Source organism: Citrobacter sp. Ce104 (assembly GCF_030334595.1).
Taxonomy (GTDB): domain Bacteria; phylum Pseudomonadota; class Gammaproteobacteria; order Enterobacterales; family Enterobacteriaceae; genus Citrobacter; species Citrobacter europaeus.
The window spans coordinates 196,664-213,425 of sequence record NZ_JAOWDP010000065.1 but is presented as its reverse complement, the minus strand read 5'-3'; the positions used below and the strand labels follow the sequence as shown (position 1 = coordinate 213,425).

23 protein-coding genes are annotated in these 16,762 nt (G+C 50.5%); 11 read left to right on the top strand and 12 right to left on the bottom strand.

Going from position 1 to position 16,762, the window contains the following annotated elements:
- Nucleotides 1-18: 18 nt before the first annotated feature.
- The 4 genes from OGW16_RS16025 to OGW16_RS16010 are packed head-to-tail and all read right to left on the bottom strand — an operon-like array spanning nucleotide 19 to nucleotide 1,993.
- Nucleotides 19-1,026, bottom strand: coding sequence for a phage replication protein O (locus tag OGW16_RS16025; protein WP_080625021.1), 1,008 nt, complete (start codon nucleotides 1,024-1,026; stop codon nucleotides 19-21).
- Nucleotides 1,023-1,265 (bottom strand): DUF4222 domain-containing protein, encoded by a 243-nt coding sequence (locus OGW16_RS16020; protein WP_080625020.1) that lies wholly within the window; start codon nucleotides 1,263-1,265, stop codon nucleotides 1,023-1,025. Before OGW16_RS16020 ends, OGW16_RS16025 begins: the two co-directional genes overlap by 4 nt.
- A 12-nt stretch (nucleotides 1,266-1,277) precedes the next feature.
- Nucleotides 1,278-1,754, bottom strand: a complete 477-nt coding sequence (locus OGW16_RS16015; RefSeq protein ID WP_080625019.1) for a toxin YdaT family protein — start codon at nucleotides 1,752-1,754, stop codon at nucleotides 1,278-1,280.
- Nucleotides 1,754-1,993, bottom strand: coding sequence for a Cro/CI family transcriptional regulator (locus OGW16_RS16010; protein ID WP_080625018.1), 240 nt, complete (start codon nucleotides 1,991-1,993; stop codon nucleotides 1,754-1,756). Before OGW16_RS16010 ends, OGW16_RS16015 begins: the two co-directional genes overlap by 1 nt.
- A gap of 82 nt (nucleotides 1,994-2,075) precedes the next feature.
- Between OGW16_RS16010 and OGW16_RS16005 the strand changes: the two genes are divergently transcribed.
- From OGW16_RS16005 to OGW16_RS15975, 7 genes are all read left to right on the top strand, one after another.
- On the top strand, nucleotides 2,076-2,483 hold the full coding sequence (locus tag OGW16_RS16005; RefSeq protein WP_080625017.1) for a helix-turn-helix domain-containing protein: 408 nt from the start codon (nucleotides 2,076-2,078) through the stop codon (nucleotides 2,481-2,483).
- A 598-nt stretch (nucleotides 2,484-3,081) separates the two neighbouring features.
- A complete protein-coding gene (locus OGW16_RS16000; protein WP_080625016.1) occupies nucleotides 3,082-3,276 on the top strand; it encodes a hypothetical protein in 195 nt (64 codons plus the stop codon).
- A complete protein-coding gene (locus OGW16_RS15995; RefSeq protein ID WP_080625015.1) occupies nucleotides 3,269-3,454 on the top strand; it encodes a hypothetical protein in 186 nt (61 codons plus the stop codon). The genes OGW16_RS16000 and OGW16_RS15995 overlap by 8 nt, the downstream gene beginning before the upstream one ends.
- A 297-nt stretch (nucleotides 3,455-3,751) precedes the next feature.
- Nucleotides 3,752-5,635: a RecE-related exodeoxyribonuclease gene (locus OGW16_RS15990; protein ID WP_502873974.1), complete on the top strand. Its 1,884-nt coding sequence runs from the start codon at nucleotides 3,752-3,754 to the stop codon at nucleotides 5,633-5,635.
- A complete protein-coding gene (locus OGW16_RS15985) occupies nucleotides 5,632-5,865 on the top strand; it encodes a hypothetical protein (RefSeq protein ID WP_125461414.1) in 234 nt (77 codons plus the stop codon). The genes OGW16_RS15990 and OGW16_RS15985 overlap by 4 nt, the downstream gene beginning before the upstream one ends.
- Nucleotides 5,866-5,921: 56 nt before the next feature.
- Complete coding sequence (locus OGW16_RS15980; RefSeq protein ID WP_080625014.1) at nucleotides 5,922-6,188, top strand: excisionase; 267 nt, start codon at nucleotides 5,922-5,924, stop codon at nucleotides 6,186-6,188.
- The gene (locus tag OGW16_RS15975; RefSeq protein ID WP_105179588.1) at nucleotides 6,166-7,245 is read left to right on the top strand and encodes a tyrosine-type recombinase/integrase; all 1,080 of its coding nucleotides are present in this window, start codon (nucleotides 6,166-6,168) and stop codon (nucleotides 7,243-7,245) included. Before OGW16_RS15980 ends, OGW16_RS15975 begins: the two co-directional genes overlap by 23 nt.
- Nucleotides 7,246-7,636: 391 nt before the next feature.
- Here the strand turns inward: OGW16_RS15975 and OGW16_RS15970 are convergent, their stop codons facing one another.
- From OGW16_RS15970 to yobA, 3 genes are read right to left on the bottom strand one after another with little or no spacing between them, the layout of a single operon-like run.
- A complete protein-coding gene (locus tag OGW16_RS15970) occupies nucleotides 7,637-7,975 on the bottom strand; it encodes a YebY family protein (protein ID WP_043016684.1) in 339 nt (112 codons plus the stop codon).
- Nucleotides 7,976-7,995: 20 nt separating this feature from the next.
- Nucleotides 7,996-8,868 carry a copper homeostasis membrane protein CopD gene (gene copD / locus OGW16_RS15965; protein WP_172863125.1) on the bottom strand — a complete coding sequence of 291 codons (873 nt, stop codon included), beginning with the start codon at nucleotides 8,866-8,868 and terminating at the stop codon, nucleotides 7,996-7,998.
- Nucleotides 8,869-8,871: 3 nt separating this feature from the next.
- Nucleotides 8,872-9,246 (bottom strand): CopC domain-containing protein YobA, encoded by a 375-nt coding sequence (gene yobA, locus OGW16_RS15960; protein WP_047410546.1) that lies wholly within the window; start codon nucleotides 9,244-9,246, stop codon nucleotides 8,872-8,874.
- Between the two features lie 143 nt (nucleotides 9,247-9,389).
- On the opposite strand from yobA, the gene OGW16_RS15955 reads away from it, so the two are divergent.
- From OGW16_RS15955 to exoX, 3 genes are all read left to right on the top strand, one after another.
- A complete protein-coding gene (locus OGW16_RS15955) occupies nucleotides 9,390-9,620 on the top strand; it encodes a DNA polymerase III subunit theta (RefSeq protein WP_003034925.1) in 231 nt (76 codons plus the stop codon).
- A 106-nt stretch (nucleotides 9,621-9,726) separates the two neighbouring features.
- Nucleotides 9,727-10,383 (top strand): carbon-nitrogen hydrolase family protein, encoded by a 657-nt coding sequence (locus tag OGW16_RS15950; RefSeq protein ID WP_043016686.1) that lies wholly within the window; start codon nucleotides 9,727-9,729, stop codon nucleotides 10,381-10,383.
- Nucleotides 10,384-10,406: 23 nt separating this feature from the next.
- Nucleotides 10,407-11,069, top strand: a complete 663-nt coding sequence (gene exoX / locus OGW16_RS15945; RefSeq protein ID WP_043016687.1) for an exodeoxyribonuclease X — start codon at nucleotides 10,407-10,409, stop codon at nucleotides 11,067-11,069.
- 2 nt (nucleotides 11,070-11,071) lie between these two features.
- On the opposite strand, the gene ptrB is transcribed toward exoX, so the two are convergent.
- From ptrB to yebG, 4 genes are all read right to left on the bottom strand, one after another.
- Nucleotides 11,072-13,126, bottom strand: coding sequence for an oligopeptidase B (ptrB, locus tag OGW16_RS15940; RefSeq protein WP_181634582.1), 2,055 nt, complete (start codon nucleotides 13,124-13,126; stop codon nucleotides 11,072-11,074).
- 86 nt (nucleotides 13,127-13,212) lie between these two features.
- Complete coding sequence (locus OGW16_RS15935; RefSeq protein ID WP_043016689.1) at nucleotides 13,213-13,872, bottom strand: tellurite resistance TerB family protein; 660 nt, start codon at nucleotides 13,870-13,872, stop codon at nucleotides 13,213-13,215.
- Between the two features lie 94 nt (nucleotides 13,873-13,966).
- Nucleotides 13,967-14,320 carry a protein YebF gene (gene yebF / locus OGW16_RS15930; RefSeq protein WP_043016690.1) on the bottom strand — a complete coding sequence of 118 codons (354 nt, stop codon included), beginning with the start codon at nucleotides 14,318-14,320 and terminating at the stop codon, nucleotides 13,967-13,969.
- A gap of 121 nt (nucleotides 14,321-14,441) precedes the next feature.
- Nucleotides 14,442-14,732 (bottom strand): DNA damage-inducible protein YebG, encoded by a 291-nt coding sequence (gene yebG / locus OGW16_RS15925; RefSeq protein ID WP_032943780.1) that lies wholly within the window; start codon nucleotides 14,730-14,732, stop codon nucleotides 14,442-14,444.
- 132 nt (nucleotides 14,733-14,864) lie between these two features.
- On the opposite strand from yebG, the gene purT reads away from it, so the two are divergent.
- Nucleotides 14,865-16,043 carry a formate-dependent phosphoribosylglycinamide formyltransferase gene (purT, locus tag OGW16_RS15920; RefSeq protein ID WP_286518617.1) on the top strand — a complete coding sequence of 393 codons (1,179 nt, stop codon included), beginning with the start codon at nucleotides 14,865-14,867 and terminating at the stop codon, nucleotides 16,041-16,043.
- A gap of 67 nt (nucleotides 16,044-16,110) precedes the next feature.
- Here the strand turns inward: purT and kdgA are convergent, their stop codons facing one another.
- Nucleotides 16,111-16,752 (bottom strand): bifunctional 4-hydroxy-2-oxoglutarate aldolase/2-dehydro-3-deoxy-phosphogluconate aldolase, encoded by a 642-nt coding sequence (kdgA, locus tag OGW16_RS15915; protein WP_043016693.1) that lies wholly within the window; start codon nucleotides 16,750-16,752, stop codon nucleotides 16,111-16,113.
- Nucleotides 16,753-16,762 lie beyond the last annotated feature (10 nt).

The window sequence follows — 16,762 nt, the reverse complement described above, 5'->3', positions numbered from 1 at the left end:
ATTCTCCAGCTTAATTTTTTAGCCCCTGAAACCTTCAGGGATGGTGTTGTCCGGGACTGAAATGGCGTTAACATCCCGTTGTTGCGTGCTACCGCCAAGTCGGATAATCAATTCATCCCATTTTTCCCGCAGCTTTGACGGGCTCAGGACGTTACGACACCAGAACGGGTCACGCTGCACGCGTTTGAATAAATCGCAAATCTGGCGATGAGTACGTCCGTCTATACAGCGCATCAGGCGTATTTCGTTTGCCCAGGCATTCCAGTTAGGGTCTTTTGGGCGTGACAGTTCGCCGTCTGTCTCTGCGGCCTTCTCGTAGAGTTTTTTGATGCGGGAAAAAATCCACTCAGCGCACTGGTGATCTTCTGGTGTGCCCCATTTACCTTTTTGCTGTTCAGAAGATGATTTTTTTTCTTCGCCTGTGGATAAATCGACTTCCGGGGACGCAGTTCCCGGACAAGAAGAGATCTGTATGTATTTATCTGTTTTAAGATCTGTATAGAGAATAGATTCGGCTTGAGAGCCGTTTCCTGGATTCGGCTTATGAGCCGTTTCCATTCGGCTTAAGAGCCGTTTGGGTTCGGCTTGAGAGCCGTTTCCATTCGGCTCAAGAGCCGAATCCAGAGCTGGCGGGAATATCAGGGCAATTAATGCCTCTTCATTGATGCGATAATGCATCTTTGGCGTACCGTTTACCTTGCGTTTCTTCTCTTCGATAACACCGGGCAAATACTGGCTGATTATTTTGCTCATTGCCTTGCGGATCACGTCCTCGCTGGAGGCGCGAACTTCCGCAGCAATTACCGCATGCTCTTTGTAAAACCAGCCATTTTCGAGGTGGGATTTACCTGACCAGAACACCAGTTGATTCAGGATCGCCGCGAGTAAATGCTGCTGGCGGTCACCGGCGAAAAAATCCAGGTAAGGACAAGGGATCGTGATGCTGTTCCCCTGACCGGACATCGACTGGACAATCTCAAAAATTCTACTCACACAAAACTCCGAACCTGCTGTGCGCTCTGTCATGACTGCACCTTCCTGAACTTGAGTTCAAACTCTCTCCGGCCTGTCTCGCAGATGTCCTGATAACCTTCGTATCGGTACATAACCCGAAGATGGGAAACTCTCATTACCGTCACCATGCGTCCGCGTTCGTTGCGGTATTTCATCCCCGGAATCAGTTCAGCGCTGCGATCGACTGTCTCCGCCGGTACTTTGTGCTTCATCGCATTTTTCATGCGGTCTACTAATTCCTGGGCAAGCATGAGAGCCTCCTGTTACGCCGCACGCGGACCAATATGGTTGAACTGGATGCTGACGCCGGGAATGAGATCGGCCAGCGCCTGTATTGCCTCTGCCGTTTCTTTGCGGATTACCTGCATTGGCTTACCAGTCAGCACCGCACTGGTCGCCTCGATGCACTCGCGGTTCGCAATGGCCACCAGGTTATGTAAGTCATGCTGACCAGCCAGCTCTGCATCCATCGCAGCTCTGATTGCTGGCGCCAGCGCAGCTGCCTGACCACGATAATTCGGCGTGTCATTTCGAAATGCCCGCTGGATGATCTGCGTGTTGTTATGCAGGCGGCGCGCATACTCTGACGGGTCGACGATATCCGCCAGGCTGTCCAGCAAATCACCGTAGTGATGCGTTGTAATCAGCGGGACTATCTTTTTCCAGCCCCCTTTCCTGCCATCCTTCACCGCCCACTCTTCAAGCTCGAGGGCCAGCAATTTAATCTCGTTGATTTTCATCAATCAGATTCCTTCTTGGTTGTGCAGGTATTCTGTTTACCAAGGCGTTTAGCCTGGCGGTAACGGTCATAAACGTCTTTGTCGTAATGGAGAGCACCATTTGAGGCATCTGCGAGACGCTGAGCACAGCGCTCGGGAACAAGTTCTTTCCACTGACTGACAGCAGAGCGGTCGACGCCAGCAGCATGTGCCACTTGAGTGTTTGTGCCGAAGAATTTCACGGCATCAATTTTGTACATTAAGCAACCTCGTTTGTTGAGTTTATTTAACAAGGTTATTTGGTGAGAATTCTTTAGTCAAGAAGAATTAAGATATCTAAACATGAATAGTGAAACTTTAGGCCGTCGAGTGTTACGTCGACGCAAAGATGTTGGGTTAACGCAGCGAGATCTTGGAAAAGCTCTCGGGATATCTCACGCCACTATTTCGCTATGGGAAAGTGACAATACTGAGCCTTCAGGTAAGAACCTGCATGCACTTGCTAAGGTGCTCCAGTGCAGCCCTACTTGGATTTTGTTTGGTGATGAAGACCAGACTCCTGCAGAACCAGTCTCAATTGAAGAGCAGAGAACTTTAAGCGTTGATGAACAAGAGATGCTTGATCTCTATCGCTCTTTGCCAGAATCAGAGCAACAAGCTCAAATCCAAAATCTCCGGGCTCGAGTTGAAAACTTCAACCAGCTCTTCGAAGAACTCCTAAAAGCCCGCAAACGAACAGAAAAAAAATAACCTTTTTCAGTAAGTTATCTTCTTACACCTCTTTTGTTGAGTTTTATCACCAAAAATAACTTGCCAAACTTGGTTAGTAATCTTAACCTTATTCCATCAAGTAACCACACGCAGTGATTACTCAGAATCAAAATGTTCCGCTTACCCTGGCGATACAGGGGAAAACAGATTGGAAGATTTAACGCAAAACAGGTGTCTTCGGGAGGGGTTACGGGCTGGAGTGACTACCAGCATCGACAGCTCTATCCAACGAAACGGAACCGTCTAACCCGCGGTTGTCGGCGAAAAGTACCGTAGGGATGCCAGCTGGTCACTGGCCCCCGCCCGAAGATACCTACCACCGCGCCTGATGTGGTTAAAAGCAGGCCAAAGCAATAAGAAGTAGAACCCTGTTCTGGCGGCCCGGTGTTTTCCCGTATGAGTCCGGTAACCGCCAGCTTTTTCAGGGAACAACGTGCAAGCGCACTCCTTCATTTACCAGTTATGGGTGACAGATGTGAAACAGGCTGCGTGCGCTTGCAGATGTGATTAGTTGCTGTGTGTGCCGCGTGGTCTTTGCCCATCTCCCACGATGGGCACCTTTTTTACCGGAGGGTTTATGAGAAATTCACAGCCAGTTATACCGGACGGGGATCCTGATGTGGAAAGCTCAGTGAGTAATTTTATTTACCAGTTAAGCGTTCCTGCTTTTCGCGACCGCCTTACAGCTGAACTTGAGGCACTGTACGAACAACAGAAGGCAGCTCTCGATCACACAGAATCTTTACTCAGGATGGTGCGTGCCAATGGTTAAATTTACCAGCGAAGATATTGCCCAACGTACAGCTGAAGCTGAATATAAAAAGGCCGTGGCTGAGATAACCGGAGTTCAGAAATACAAAAATGAAGCGGTGCTGGATATGTGCTTCATCAAAGTAATGACTAAAATAGTTAACGACCATAGGGGTAATATTAGCAAGTTTCTACGCTGACCTTTTATTTACCCCCCTCGATAACTTCAAGCAATTAGGAGATTTTTTATTTATGCCTTAACTGGCAGGGCTAACTACATCCATCAATGATGGTCCTGTCATAATCAGCCTTGCAGGGAGGGTAAGTGACACTTGAGTGCTGTCCATATTGCAAAAAATGGAGTTCTGTTGACTCCATGTATAAATCAACAAAAAGAATGAATAAGAGAGTAGTGACTGCTTATTTCTGTAGTCTTGAGCATGCTATCTCCTACAAACAAATTCATGAACCGCGGCGATTTAATTTAAGCAGAAGCAATGCGCGCCATTCACATAAACATTATTGAGGTTAATATGACAACTGGATTAAAAAAGTTTGGTGGGAGATTCGAACCGAAAAAAAGTGCGCTTGAAAAAAATAGTACGCTTCCGGTTTATGTTGCTTTTAAACAAACCAAGAATAAAATAATAGCAAAAACATTACTGCATGCGGATTTTATACAGTTCGCGCCAGATTATGCTGATGATTATTTTGCTCCCAAGGTATGGGAAGCAGCGGAAGGAATGTTCTGCACTGTTGAAGGGCAATTCTATACCGACCTCTTCACCGGTGACATTATCTGGAATGCTGAAAAAGGCGAACCAGAGCTCATTATGATTGAACCAGAGCTTGCTGGTGATAATGAACAACTTAATGCTGGCGCGCCGGAAGAGAAAATGAAGTCGGTGAAAGAACTTGATGTACTGGCCCGTGCATACTGCCTCGCGGTGTTTGGTGCCATTGATGAAATCACCCCTTCTCAGTATGGTCAGTTAATCGACATGCTGAATGATGATGAATATAACTCTTTACGTGAACAGGCGGAGGCTATCGCCAAAGAATCCCGCGTTCTTGCCCTGCTTCCTGAGAAACAGACCGAATGCCTGGCCTGGGTACGTCAGAAGGCCCGCAACAATGCGAAATGGCCAGACTATAAAAACCTGTTTTCCAAATGGCTGGACACACCAGCGGATAAACGTGAGCCAGTAAAACTTAAAGCTGGCGAACCTGAAACCGGAGACGAGACTCACACCGAATCTGGCTGCACGCTCGGCGGCGGTAACGTAACCGATCGTGTCCTTCCACATACGCTGGCAACCCTGCGCCGCGAGGTCTGCATTGGTATTCTGGGTATTGCTATGGATTTCGATATCTACGAGCTGCCACATGCCGTTCATGATCGCGCAAAAAAAATGGAAGAAACCGGTACTGATGAGCGATTTACCGCGTGGTGGAAACAGTTACGCCGCACGCCCGGTATTCTGGATTTTTCCCGCGCAGCTATTATTGCCCTCATTAAATCCTCTCCGGAGGATATCTACCGCGATCCGGTAAAACTGCGCGAATACATCAATAAAAACCTGACTGAGTCAGATCACGCCAATCCGGGTCCACTGATTGTTGATATCGCCTGCGGCCGTACATCCGCCCCCCTGCCGCAAAAAAATAATGAGGTGGTCCTCAATGATCAATCCGAACAGACGTTACCGAACGAAACTGAAATACCAGCAGTCTGCCCGTCTCGCGCTGCGGAACTCGACAGGGAACTGGATGCAGCATTTGCTAATAGCGCCTCAAATGAGGGCGAAAAAACGGAAGTGACCGAACAGGAAGATGACCGGCCACTTCTGGATGATCATGAAATTGAGATTGCCCACGCTCTGAATGACCTGCTTTCCGGACGTACTGACATTATGGGCAAAGAAGAAGCAGAAGGCGTTGTGGCATGCACTGGTCATATTATCGCTGACGTTCTTCCTCTGCTAATCATCGATATCGCCACCACTGAATTTTGTCTGTCGCCCAATTTCAGCGACGAAGAAGTTCACGATGTGGCAACGACAATTCTTGATGGCTGGTCTGATGATGCCGCCGTACGTCAGAAAATCGCCCTCGACGCGATCGTGGAATATCGTCGCCCGGAACCGCCAAAACCGGTGGTGATGGATCCTCCCGTGGTTACCGTTAAGCCGAAAAAGGAACCAGAAACAGTATTTGCGCCAAAACCAGCCCCGATGGCCCTCACCTACCGCCAGCAACTGACGCTCGCAGCTCTGCAGGGGATGTGTGCTAACCCGGCATACCGCGGCGATTTTGACGAATTGCCGCACATGGCCGCAGCGTTGGCCGCTGGGGTTATAAGTGCGGAGGCGGAGCAGTGACAGAGAACTTAACCGGCGATGAAGCCCTGACTCGCTCTCTGCACGTCTGTGATGACGGGCGAGACTGGACAGCAAGACTCGTGTGGATGATGGGGGATCGTAAGCGTATCAGCGAACATGCCCATTCTTTACCGCCAGCACTACCACAAATCGTAAAGCCAACGATAAAGCCGAAAGCCAGGAAAAAGCAGCGCCGGGTTAAACCAGCGGTAAACCTGACTGATTTTTGACAATCAACCTGCGCCTGCTGCGTCACGTATGATCGCAGCTGGCTATCGAGGTGCATATGAAACTTTTATCACTCGAGCGCTGGGCGGAAGAACGCTATGAAGAGCCTCCGCAGATAGGAACCCTCAGAAAATGGGCGCGTAACGGTAATATTTACCCGCCTCCGGAAAAAGAGGGAACAGAGTACAAAGTCAGGCCCGATGCCATTTTTATCAGGCCAAACAAATACTGTAAGACTGTTAACACAAATCCAAATCAGAGCAGATACCCGTTAAAAGGGCGATTGATAGAGAGGATTATCGATGGCGAGGCCGGACAAGTATGACGCTAATTTGCCTAAGAATCTGACCTATCGTAAAGCCAGGAAGTCATATTCCTGGCGCAATCCCGTCGACGGAAAAGAGATATCTCTGGGTAAAATTTCGCGCAGGGAAGCGATCGCCCAGGCCATCGAAGCAAATCACTACATCGATAAAAATTACACTCCAATCGCCCTACTCGAACAGCTGAAAGGTACTAATGAATACACCATGGCCAACTGGCTCGATCGGTACGAAATTATCCTACAGCGACGCAAGCTGGCGGCCAATACTTACAAAGTTCGCGCCGGGCAGCTGGCGACCATTAGAGAATACTTTGGCGTAATGATACTGGCCAGCATAACCACCCGCGATGTGGCCGAGTTTATTGAGCGCTGGACGGAGTGCGGCAAAACAACAATGGCAGGAACCATGCGATCAGTACTATCTGATGTTTTCCGTGAGGCCGTTGTGGAAGGGCGTGTTGATTCCAATCCTGTTGACCCCACTCGAGCACCGAAAATTAAAGTGCTGCGCGAGCGCCTGGAATATGAAATGTTTATGACCGTTCGTGCTGGTGCAGAGCGAATGCCAGCATGGTTCGGCCTTGCGATGGATCTCGCCCTGGTCACCGGTCAGCGACGTGAGGACGTCGCCCGGATGCGCTTCAGTGACATTAAAGATGACCGACTGTACATCGAACAACAAAAAACCGGGTCTTGCCTGGCTATCCCACTTTCACTGACATTGAAAGCATCCGGCCTTAGACTGTCGACCGTCATCGATCGCTGCCGGCTTGTCAGTCGATGCGATTTCTTGATAAGCCCTGGGATCAGAAAAAACAGTGAAGATGGAAGCATAAACCTGGACAGTCTGACAAAAGGTTTTGTGAAAGCACGAAATTTTTCTGGTTTAAAGTTTTCAGAAAACCCACCTTCATTTCATGAAATTAGGAGTCTTGCGGGAAGGATGTATGAGAAGGAATTTGGGAAAGATTTTGCGCAAAAACTACTGGGGCACAAGTCAGAAAAAATGACTGAGAAGTATCTTGATACGAGAAAAAAAGAGTATGTGCTGATCTAATTTTTCTTCGTAAATGAATTGTGAATGTTAAAAATGGTGTGGTATAACGAATAAAGACCGAATATTGGAATTCGGACAAATTTCGGACATTTTCGGACATGGAGTCCTAAGTAACTGAAATTAAAGCCAGATAAAAAGAGACCGAATACGATTCCTGTATTCGGTCCAGGGAAATGGCTCTTGGGAGAGAGCCGTGCGCTAAAAGTTGGCATTAATGCAGGCTAAGTTACCCTGCCATTTAAGAATAGATGACAGCGCCAGGTTTTCCAGTCCGCGACTAAAGTGGCCTGAAAAAAAGGACGATTGTCACGCACCCAAACGTAAAAACCGCAAGTTCTCCTGAGAGATCCTTGCGGTTTTTTATTGGAAATCAGAGTGCTACATCTGACAATTAGCAGAGCTTTTCTGCACGCTCCACAAACGGCGCCAGGCTCATTTTTTCGCCCGGTTTCGCCGGATCATCAATCTGGATAATCTCGATCGGCTTTGCCGTGGTTTTCCCGCTCTCCACCTGCTGTCTGGCGACATCATTTAACGGGTATTGCACCAGCGTACTGGGATTGATGACATACAGCGCGTTACCCGGACGGCAGGTCAGCATCACCTCTTCCCGATTAAACGCCCACTTATCTTTACCAACCTCAAAACGGCTGACGGTGATGACCTGTGGCGCAGCCAGTGCGGCCCCGGAGCTTGCCAGTAGTACTAACGAGATAATGATTTTTTTCATGCGTTTTGCCAGTCCATCAATCAGAAAGGTTCGAGAGTTGCAAACAGGCTGACAATCGCCAGCACAACGGCCCCAATTCCCCATTCCAGCTTAGTCATCCAAATAAAATAGAGTGTCATACTGCGGTTATCCTGCCGCATGCGTGGTACCAGAACATACCGATTCACCAGCGCAATCGCCACCATTAGCATTACCAGAGCACCTTTTAACAAAAGCAGTTGCCCGTAAGCCATGTGCCAGGGAACAGAAAAACCGACAATAAACAGCGCATTCATAATACCGGTAAGTAAAACACCGATAACGAAAAGATGCCCGTAGCGGGAGAAACGCATCATGGTGCTGATGGCCTGTTCTCGCCAGCGGCCATGCGCCATTCGCATACAGTAAAGTACGGGGAGCAGGCCACCGAACCAGGCGGCGGCGCATATCAGATGCAAGGCATGGTTAACCTGCTGGATTGCCCCAGTAATGCCACTGTGCAGCGTCGCATGCCCGACGCCAGCCAGCAAAATAAACTGCGCAATAGTCAGCATTAACAGCCGTCGCGGCATGCTACGCGGTACGATAATAACCACCACCAGCGTGACCAGCGCGAGGATAATCTGCCATAACCAGACGCCGCCAAACTGCGTTTGCAACACCGCGCCCCATACATCTGTAGAGATAACATCCCGCCAGCCTGAGCCCATTAACCCACCCTGGATCGCCAGCATCAGCGTCGCGCTGATAAAACTCCACGTTGCGGCATGCCGTTGCAGACGTAAAAAACGACGCATCATTAAACGACGAACCGAAACGGGAGCCAGCCATGCGCCGTAAAGCGCACAGCCAAACACCAGCATCAAAGTGGTAAAATGGATGAACCGTAGTGCAACCCAGGTAAATGCCAGCATCGGTTATTTCACGCTAAAGGTATATTGCCCCTTCGTTTTATGACCATCCACGGAGACGACATGCCAGTCGACCGTATATTTTCCGGCTTCCAGCGTCTGAGCAAGCGGAACAATCAGTTGCGTTTTGTCCTGCTCACTGCGCGACGCTTTGCCCGTTTTGATCTGTTCTTTGTTTGGACCGGTCAACGTTGCACCGCTGAATCCTGGCTCTACGCCTTCAGAGAAATTCAGCGTCAACGCCTGAGGAGATGCCGCAACCTCGGCATTAGCCGCCGGGCTTTGTTTCGTCAGGTGAGCATGAGCCAGGGCGGCAGGAGTGACCAGAACGCTGGCCAGTACGATGAGAGCGTTGCGAAGCATAGATGCAGATGAAGCCATTTCAACTATTCCTTTTTGTTATGTCTAATCTATAGAGAATAACCTTCTACAATGATCGAGTCGAGAATCATCATTTCGGTCTTGCCATTAATGCACACTCTTAGTAACTTTGCGCGCCGAAAGACAGAGAAAAGGAGAAGCCCATGAACATCAATCTGGCCAAACTTGAACAAGCTGAAATGGATAAGGTCAATGTTGATCTGGCCGCGGCGGGTGTCGCATTTAAGGAGCGATACAATATGCCGGTTGTTGCCGAAGTGGTTGAACGTGAACAACCCGAACATTTGCGCGACTGGTTTCGGGAAAGACTCATCGCGCACCGTTTGGCATCCGTTTCCCTTTCGCGTTTACCCTACGAGCCTAAAGTTAAATAAAACTTATATAACGTTACGATTCCTTACATGATGCCTGCTACAGTATAAGTATATCCTTAATCTATAATTTAAGGATGGTTGTAGACACTATGAAAAGGAAATCATTATGTCACACTGGAAAATCGCAGCAGCGCAGTACGAACCTCTTCACACCTCAGTTACCGAACATGTCGCGCATCACCTGCAATTCATTCAGGCAGCAGCTCAATGCCAATGTGAATTGCTGGTTTTCCCCTCCCTTTCGCTATTGGGTTGTGTTGATGAGCATGACGCGCTCCCAGCCCCACCCGATTTATCGTTGTTAGAACCTCTCGCGCATGCCGCCGCGACTTATCGCATGACGATTATTGCGGGACTGCCGGTAGAGCATAACAATCGGTTCGTAAAAGGGATCGCACTTTTCTCTCCCTGGATGACCTCGCCCTTAACGTTTCATCAGAGTCACGGGGCCTGTATCGCCAGACAGCGAAATGCCATTAGCGTTGTGGATAGCCAACCGGAAGGTATCGATATCGACCCGGCTTATTCCCTGTTCACCAGCAGTCAGTCCGTTAGCGAACCCGAATTGCTCTCCTCCACATCTCGTCTACAGAGTTTCTCGCATAAGTTTGCCATTGCGGTATTGATGGCTAATGCGCGTGGCAGCAGCGCATTATGGGATGAGCGCGGTCGATTGATTGTTCGTGCAGACAGCGGTTCCTTACTCTTAACGGGTCAACGCACGCCACGGGGTTGGCAAGGTGATATCATTCCATTACGCTAATCGTTTTGGGTCAGGAGCATGGCATGTTGCGCATAATAGATACAGAAACCTGTGGTCTGCAGGGAGGCATTGTTGAGATTGCTTCTGTCGATGTGGTTGACGGAAAAATAGTCAATCCAATGAGCCACCTGGTGCGTCCTGACCGCCCTATCAGCCCTCAGGCGATGGCTATCCATCGTATTACTGAAGCGATGGTAGCCGATAAGCCGTGGATTGAAGATGTCATCCCGCAATACTACGGCAGCGAGTGGTACGTGGCGCACAATGCCAGCTTTGACCGCCGCGTGTTACCCGACATGCCCGGGGAGTGGATTTGCACCATGAAGCTCTCCCGTCGTTTGTGGCCGGGGATCAAATACAGCAATATGGCGCTGTATAAATCACGTAAGTTGAGCGTCCAGACGCCGTCAGGTCTGCATCATCACCGCGCCCTGTATGACTGCTACATCACTGCGGCACTGCTGATCGACATCATGCAGACGTCAGGCTGGTCAGCAGAACAGATGGTCGATATTACCGGTCGCCCTGCGTTACTCACTACGTTCACTTTTGGTAAGTACCGCGGAAAACCGGTATCAGAAGTGGCTGAACGCGATCCGGGCTACTTGCGCTGGTTATTTAATAACCTCGACAGTATGAGCCCGGAGCTGCGCTTAACGCTGAAACACTATCTGGATAACGCCTGAGTTTACGCCTGTCCAGGCAGTGTTCCCTGCGCCAGTCCTACCAAAAACGCGTATTCCAGGGCCACGCCTTCGTAAGATTTGAAACGCCCGGATTTACCGCCGTGCCCGGAATCCATATCCGTGCAGAGCAACAGCAGACGATCGTCCGTTTTCAGCTCACGCAGTTTTGCCACCCATTTTGCCGGTTCCCAGTATTGCACCTGGGAGTCGTGTAATCCCGTCGTAACCAGCAGATGCGGATAATCCTGTGCTGTAACATTGTCATACGGGCTGTAGCTTTTCATGTAGGTGTAATACTCTTCGTCCTGCGGATTACCCCACTCTTCAAACTCACCGGTCGTCAGGGGAATTGACTCATCCAGCATCGTAGTTACCACATCGACAAATGGCACCTGTGCAATGACGCCATGGAAGAGTTCCGGGCGCTCATTAATGGCGACGCCCATTAACATTCCTCCGGCACTCCCACCCATGCCATAACAGAGTGAAGGCGCACCGTAGCCCATTTTTAGCAGCGCATCGCAGACGTCAAGGTAATCATTGAAGGTATTTTTCTTGAGCAGAAACTTACCGTCTTCATACCACTGCTGTCCTAACTCACCACCGCCACGCACATGGGCAATGGCATAGACAAAGCCGCGATCCAGTAGGCTCAAGCGACTACTGCTGAAATCGGCGTCCATGCTGGCGCCATACGAACCATAGCCGTAAACCAGTAACGGATTTTTTCCTTTCAGGAAATACTTTTGATGATAAACCAGTGAAACCGGAACCTCGGTGCCATCACGCGCGGTGATCCATACGTGTTCGCTGCGGTAATTCGCCGCATCAAATCCGGGGACCTCCGTCTGCTTAAGTACGCGACGTTCCCCGGTGTCCATATCCAGTTCAAACAACGTGTCCGGGGTGGTCATGGAGGAATAGCCATAGCGCAGCCGCGATGTCTCCGGCTCTGGATTATAGGCAAGCCAGGTCACATACGCTGGATCGTCAAAAGCGATGCCGACTACTTCGCGCGTTTTACGATTAATCTGTCGCAGGCTGGTTAAGCCTCGCTGGCGCTCCTCCACCACCAGCCAGTCTGTGAACAGCGTAAAACCCTCCAGCATGACGCTATCGCGCGGCGGAATCAGCGTCTCCCAGGCTTGTTCATCTCGCACACGGGTACGGTACAAACCAAAATTTTTACCCTGACGGTTAGAGCGCAGATAAAACGTATGCTGATAGTGATCGAGGCTGTATTCGTGGTCTTTGCGCCGGGCTAAAAAGACTAACGGCTCGGCATCCGCCAGTTCTGCATCAAGCAGCAAAACCTCACTGGTGGTCGCACTGGCGATATGAATAACCACATAGTGAAGCGAGGTGGTTTTATGCAGGCTGACATAAAACATATCATCGGCTTCTTCATACACCAGCTCATCCAGTGACGATGGCGAGCCGACGGTATGCCGCCAAACCTGATACGGAAGCAGCGTGGTTGCATGTTTGCGCACGTAATAGAAGGTCTGTGAGTCATTTGCCCAGACCAGGTCTGCTTCAACGTTGTCCAGCACTTCAGGATACCAGTTGCCGCTTTGCAGATTACGAAAACGCACGCCATATTGCCGACGAGAGAGATAATCTTCGGCCAGTGCCATGATAGTGTTATCCGGCGATATCGCCAGCCCTCCCAGCGTATAAAACTCACTGTGGGCTGCTCGCTGGTTACCATCCAGCAAGGTGTCCCATCCATCCCACTCTTCACTGAAGGCAGACTGACGCTGGTAAATGGCATATTCGCACCCCGGTTCATAAATATGCCGGTAGCGATAACCATTCTTCACATAAGGGGCGGATGCATCCTGGGGCGGGATTCGGTCGATAATCTCTTTCAGGATGCGATCCTGCAAGGCCTGTTGCGAGGCCATAATCTGGCGGCCATACGCATTTTCTTGTTGCAGATAATCCAGTACTTCCGGCTGCGAGCGGGTGTCATCTCGCAACCAGTAATAATTATCAACACGAGTATCGCCATGCTGCGTCATGGCGTGGGGAATACGAGAAGCTTTTGGTAGCATGTCATTGTTCTTTTGCTTAATCATCCTATAAGGGTGGCAAAAGACAGCAATGATGCAAGCGAAACATGCGCCTTAGCGGTAAGTAATTAACCCGGTAAAGCCTGTTTTTGTTCTTTGAGATCCTGTTCAATGCCTTCACGAACATCCTGCGGGATCTTCAGCGCATCGCCCAGCGCATTCAGATAGCTACGCTCCATAAAGTGGTCGATATCAATCGCCGCACAGCTCAGGAAGTAAATTTCCAGCGCTTCTTCTTCGTTGCGGATACCTTGTGCCAGGCGTTGAGGATCTAGCGGTTGTTCGATGGCGCGCTCAATCAGAACTCGACCCTGCTCTTCAACGCCCGCTTCGCGGAGTTGCTGCTCAATGGCGGTACGTTCTTTAGCATCAATATGACCATCGCTTTTCGCCGCAAAAACCAGCGCGAGGATCAGACGTTCAGTTCGCTCATCCAGCGGTGAGCTTTGTGCGCCGAACTGCGGTTCATCCTGATGCGCAGCGCGAACCTTATCCTTGTATTTGTTCCATAACACGGTACCGGCAACTGCCCCACCACCAACTAAAAGCGCGCTGGTGCCGTATTTACTCAGTAATTTACGTGAAGATTTATTGGCAACCAGTAATCCTGCCAGACCGCCTAACGCGCCCGGAACCAGAAGTTTACTCAGCCCTTGCTCGCCAGAAGATGACGCGGAGGATCCTTTTTGCCCAAGAAGAGATTGTAGTTGATTTAGCCAGTTAGCCATTTTGCCCCTCAAGTACAGACGAATAATCATCAAAGCGTACCCGAGGGGATGTCAGGAAGTGTTCAGGTCATCAAAAGATGTGCAAATACCTTCGTTATTGCGGCTTATACTCCGCCGTTCCGGCCTTGCAGTCGACTTTTACCTGATAGTGAATATCCGCGCTTTTACCGCGAACCGTCAGGGGAACTGACCATTTCCCGTCTTTGCCCGTAATATCGGGCGTGTTGACCCAGGCGACAGGGTCGGCCTGACCAACGCGTTTTTGATCGTCAGCCCAGCGGGAGATGCGATTTTGCTGATAATCACGTTTCACGCTCGCCGCAATGCCGTTTGCATCCAGTCCTTCACACTTGGGGAACTGAACATTCTTGCTTTCCGTATTTGCCGCAAACACAGATACGCTGGCGGACAACAACAGCAGGCTCAGTAACGCTCTTTTTTTATACATTCTTTTCTCCTTAATCTCCCCTTCGCCATTCATGTTGCCTGTAGCAACGTGAAATGACGTCAGGGATTGCACAATGATTCAGGGAAAAGCATGGTACAAAACGTCAGGACCGCAAGTCGTTTCAGGCAGCCTGAGTATCATCCTCAGTGTGCGCGTCGTTTTCGACCGCCTGCGGCGATGGCAGTTTGCCATTTTTCAGAATGGCGCTCAGCACATCCTTTTGCTCAGCCAGCCACAGGGAAAGTGCTTCACGCTGCTCGTCTTCGAGCGCTACCGGCGATTGTTCCAGCCATGTGTCGAGCAAATCCGCTGTGTCCAGCATTTTGTCATACGCATCGGCTTCCTTTTTGCTGGTAAACGACATTTTTTCCTCACCTTCCCGAATGACTACGTATTTAACTTCAACCGCCATTTTTGCAGCCTCTCAAATTACCTGTATTTATGTACAGTATATTCTTTTTATGCCTCGAAATCAACCTGGTAATAAAGACAGACGCAAACGTTTTCGTATATACTGCGCCCAGATAAAACAGGGGAATAATTTATGACGTTATTAGGCACAGCGCTGCGTCCCGCAGCAACGCGAGTGATGTTATTAGGTTCAGGTGAACTGGGTAAAGAGGTGGCGATTGAATGCCAACGCCTGGGCGTGGAAGTCATTGCCGTGGATCGTTACCCCGACGCGCCAGCTATGCATGTTGCCCATCGTTCATACGTAATCAACATGCTGGATGGCGATGCATTACGCCAGCTCGTGGAGCGTGAAAAACCAGATTATATCGTGCCCGAAATAGAGGCGATTGCCACAGATATGCTGGTAACACTGGAACAGGAAGGCCAACGCGTCGTGCCGTGTGCCAGGGCGACGCAACTGACCATGAACCGCGAGGGGATCCGTCGACTGGCCGCCGAAGAATTGTCTTTGCCGACCTCTTCTTACCGCTTTGCTGACAGCGAAGCCCGCTTTCGTGAGGCCGTCGCCGAAATCGGCTACCCCTGCATTGTGAAGCCGGTAATGAGTTCCTCCGGGAAGGGACAAAGCTTTATTCGTTCCGCCGATCGGCTCACCGAGGCCTGGGACTATGCTCAGCAGGGAGGCCGGGCAGGCGCCGGACGCGTTATCGTCGAAGGCGTAGTGAATTTTGATTTTGAAATCACCCTGCTTACCGTCAGCGCAGTTGATGGCGTCCATTTCTGCGCGCCGGTAGGACATCGTCAGGAAGATGGCGATTATCGTGAATCCTGGCAGCCGCAGCAGATGAGTGACCTGGCACTGATGCGCGCGCAGGAGATTGCCCGTAAGGTGGTGCTGGCACTGGGCGGCCATGGACTGTTTGGCGTGGAGCTGTTTGTCTGCGGTGATGAGGTGATTTTCAGTGAAGTTTCCCCTCGCCCTCACGACACGGGTATGGTGACCTTGATTTCGCAGGATCTGTCCGAGTTTGCCCTACACGTACGCGCATTTCTCGGTCTGCCCGTTGGCGCAATCCGCCAGTATGGACCTTCTGCTTCCGCCGTTATCCTGCCGCAACTTACCAGCCAGAATATCACGTTTGATAACGTGCAGGCCGCTGTAGGTGCGGGTATGCAAGTGCGTTTCTTTGGCAAGCCGGAAATCGACGGGAGCCGTCGTCTGGGCGTTGTGCTGGCCACAGCACAGAGTATTGAAGATGCGGTGATATGCGCGAAAGACGCGGCCGCACAGGTGAAAGTCGCAGGATAAAAACCAGACCCGTAGGTCGGATAAAGCATTGCTGCCGTATCTGACCTACGGTTTACGCATTAACGGATTACTGCTTCGCGCCTTCTACTGCTTCACGAGCCAGCTTAGTAATGCGATCGTAATCACCCGCTTCCAGCGCATCTGCAGGAACCAGCCAGGAACCGCCGATGCACAGCACGCTTTTCAGTGCCAGGTAATCGCGGTAGTTAGACGGGGAAATACCACCAGTTGGGCAGAAACGGACCTGAGAGAACGGACCCGCAATCGCCTGCAGTGCTTTAGTACCACCGTTCGCTTCCGCCGGGAAGAATTTGAATTCTTTCAAACCGTAGTCCATACCCAGCATCAGTTCAGAAACGGTGCTGATACCAGGGATCAGCGGAATAGTGCCTTCGGTTGCAGCCTTCAGCAGCGGCTCGGTCAGGCCCGGGCTGATAGCAAACTGCGCACCGGCTTCGGTCACTTCAGCCAGCTGTTGTGGGTTCAGTACGGTACCCGCGCCAACGATAGCGTCTGGAACTTCTTTGGCGATCGCGCGAATGGCATCCATCGCACATGCGGTACGTAAGGTCACTTCCAGAACGCGCACACCCCCTGCAACCAGCGCTTTTGCCATCGGCACCGCGTGTTCCAGTTTATTAACCACAATAACCGGTACAACCGGGCCAGTGGTCAGGATTGCTTCTGCACTTGTCTTCCAGTTTTTCATCAGAGTTTTC

Coding starts and splice junctions, on each gene's coding strand:
- OGW16_RS16025 (WP_080625021.1), bottom strand. CDS start 1,026: ATGACAGAGCGCACAGCAGGTTCGGAGTTTTGTGTGAGTAGAATTTTT.
- OGW16_RS16020 (WP_080625020.1), bottom strand. CDS start 1,265: ATGCTTGCCCAGGAATTAGTAGACCGCATGAAAAATGCGATGAAGCAC.
- OGW16_RS16015 (WP_080625019.1), bottom strand. CDS start 1,754: ATGAAAATCAACGAGATTAAATTGCTGGCCCTCGAGCTTGAAGAGTGG.
- OGW16_RS16010 (WP_080625018.1), bottom strand. CDS start 1,993: ATGTACAAAATTGATGCCGTGAAATTCTTCGGCACAAACACTCAAGTG.
- OGW16_RS16005 (WP_080625017.1), top strand. CDS start 2,076: ATGAATAGTGAAACTTTAGGCCGTCGAGTGTTACGTCGACGCAAAGAT.
- OGW16_RS16000 (WP_080625016.1), top strand. CDS start 3,082: ATGAGAAATTCACAGCCAGTTATACCGGACGGGGATCCTGATGTGGAA.
- OGW16_RS15995 (WP_080625015.1), top strand. CDS start 3,269: ATGGTTAAATTTACCAGCGAAGATATTGCCCAACGTACAGCTGAAGCT.
- OGW16_RS15990 (WP_502873974.1), top strand. CDS start 3,752: ATGCGCGCCATTCACATAAACATTATTGAGGTTAATATGACAACTGGA.
- OGW16_RS15980 (WP_080625014.1), top strand. CDS start 5,922: ATGAAACTTTTATCACTCGAGCGCTGGGCGGAAGAACGCTATGAAGAG.
- OGW16_RS15975 (WP_105179588.1), top strand. CDS start 6,166: ATGGCGAGGCCGGACAAGTATGACGCTAATTTGCCTAAGAATCTGACC.
- OGW16_RS15970 (WP_043016684.1), bottom strand. CDS start 7,975: ATGAAAAAAATCATTATCTCGTTAGTACTACTGGCAAGCTCCGGGGCC.
- copD (WP_172863125.1), bottom strand. CDS start 8,868: ATGCTGGCATTTACCTGGGTTGCACTACGGTTCATCCATTTTACCACT.
- yobA (WP_047410546.1), bottom strand. CDS start 9,246: ATGGCTTCATCTGCATCTATGCTTCGCAACGCTCTCATCGTACTGGCC.
- OGW16_RS15955 (WP_003034925.1), top strand. CDS start 9,390: ATGAACATCAATCTGGCCAAACTTGAACAAGCTGAAATGGATAAGGTC.
- OGW16_RS15950 (WP_043016686.1), top strand. CDS start 9,727: ATGTCACACTGGAAAATCGCAGCAGCGCAGTACGAACCTCTTCACACC.
- exoX (WP_043016687.1), top strand. CDS start 10,407: ATGTTGCGCATAATAGATACAGAAACCTGTGGTCTGCAGGGAGGCATT.
- ptrB (WP_181634582.1), bottom strand. CDS start 13,126: ATGCTACCAAAAGCTTCTCGTATTCCCCACGCCATGACGCAGCATGGC.
- OGW16_RS15935 (WP_043016689.1), bottom strand. CDS start 13,872: ATGGCTAACTGGCTAAATCAACTACAATCTCTTCTTGGGCAAAAAGGA.
- yebF (WP_043016690.1), bottom strand. CDS start 14,320: ATGTATAAAAAAAGAGCGTTACTGAGCCTGCTGTTGTTGTCCGCCAGC.
- yebG (WP_032943780.1), bottom strand. CDS start 14,732: ATGGCGGTTGAAGTTAAATACGTAGTCATTCGGGAAGGTGAGGAAAAA.
- purT (WP_286518617.1), top strand. CDS start 14,865: ATGACGTTATTAGGCACAGCGCTGCGTCCCGCAGCAACGCGAGTGATG.
- kdgA (WP_043016693.1), bottom strand. CDS start 16,752: ATGAAAAACTGGAAGACAAGTGCAGAAGCAATCCTGACCACTGGCCCG.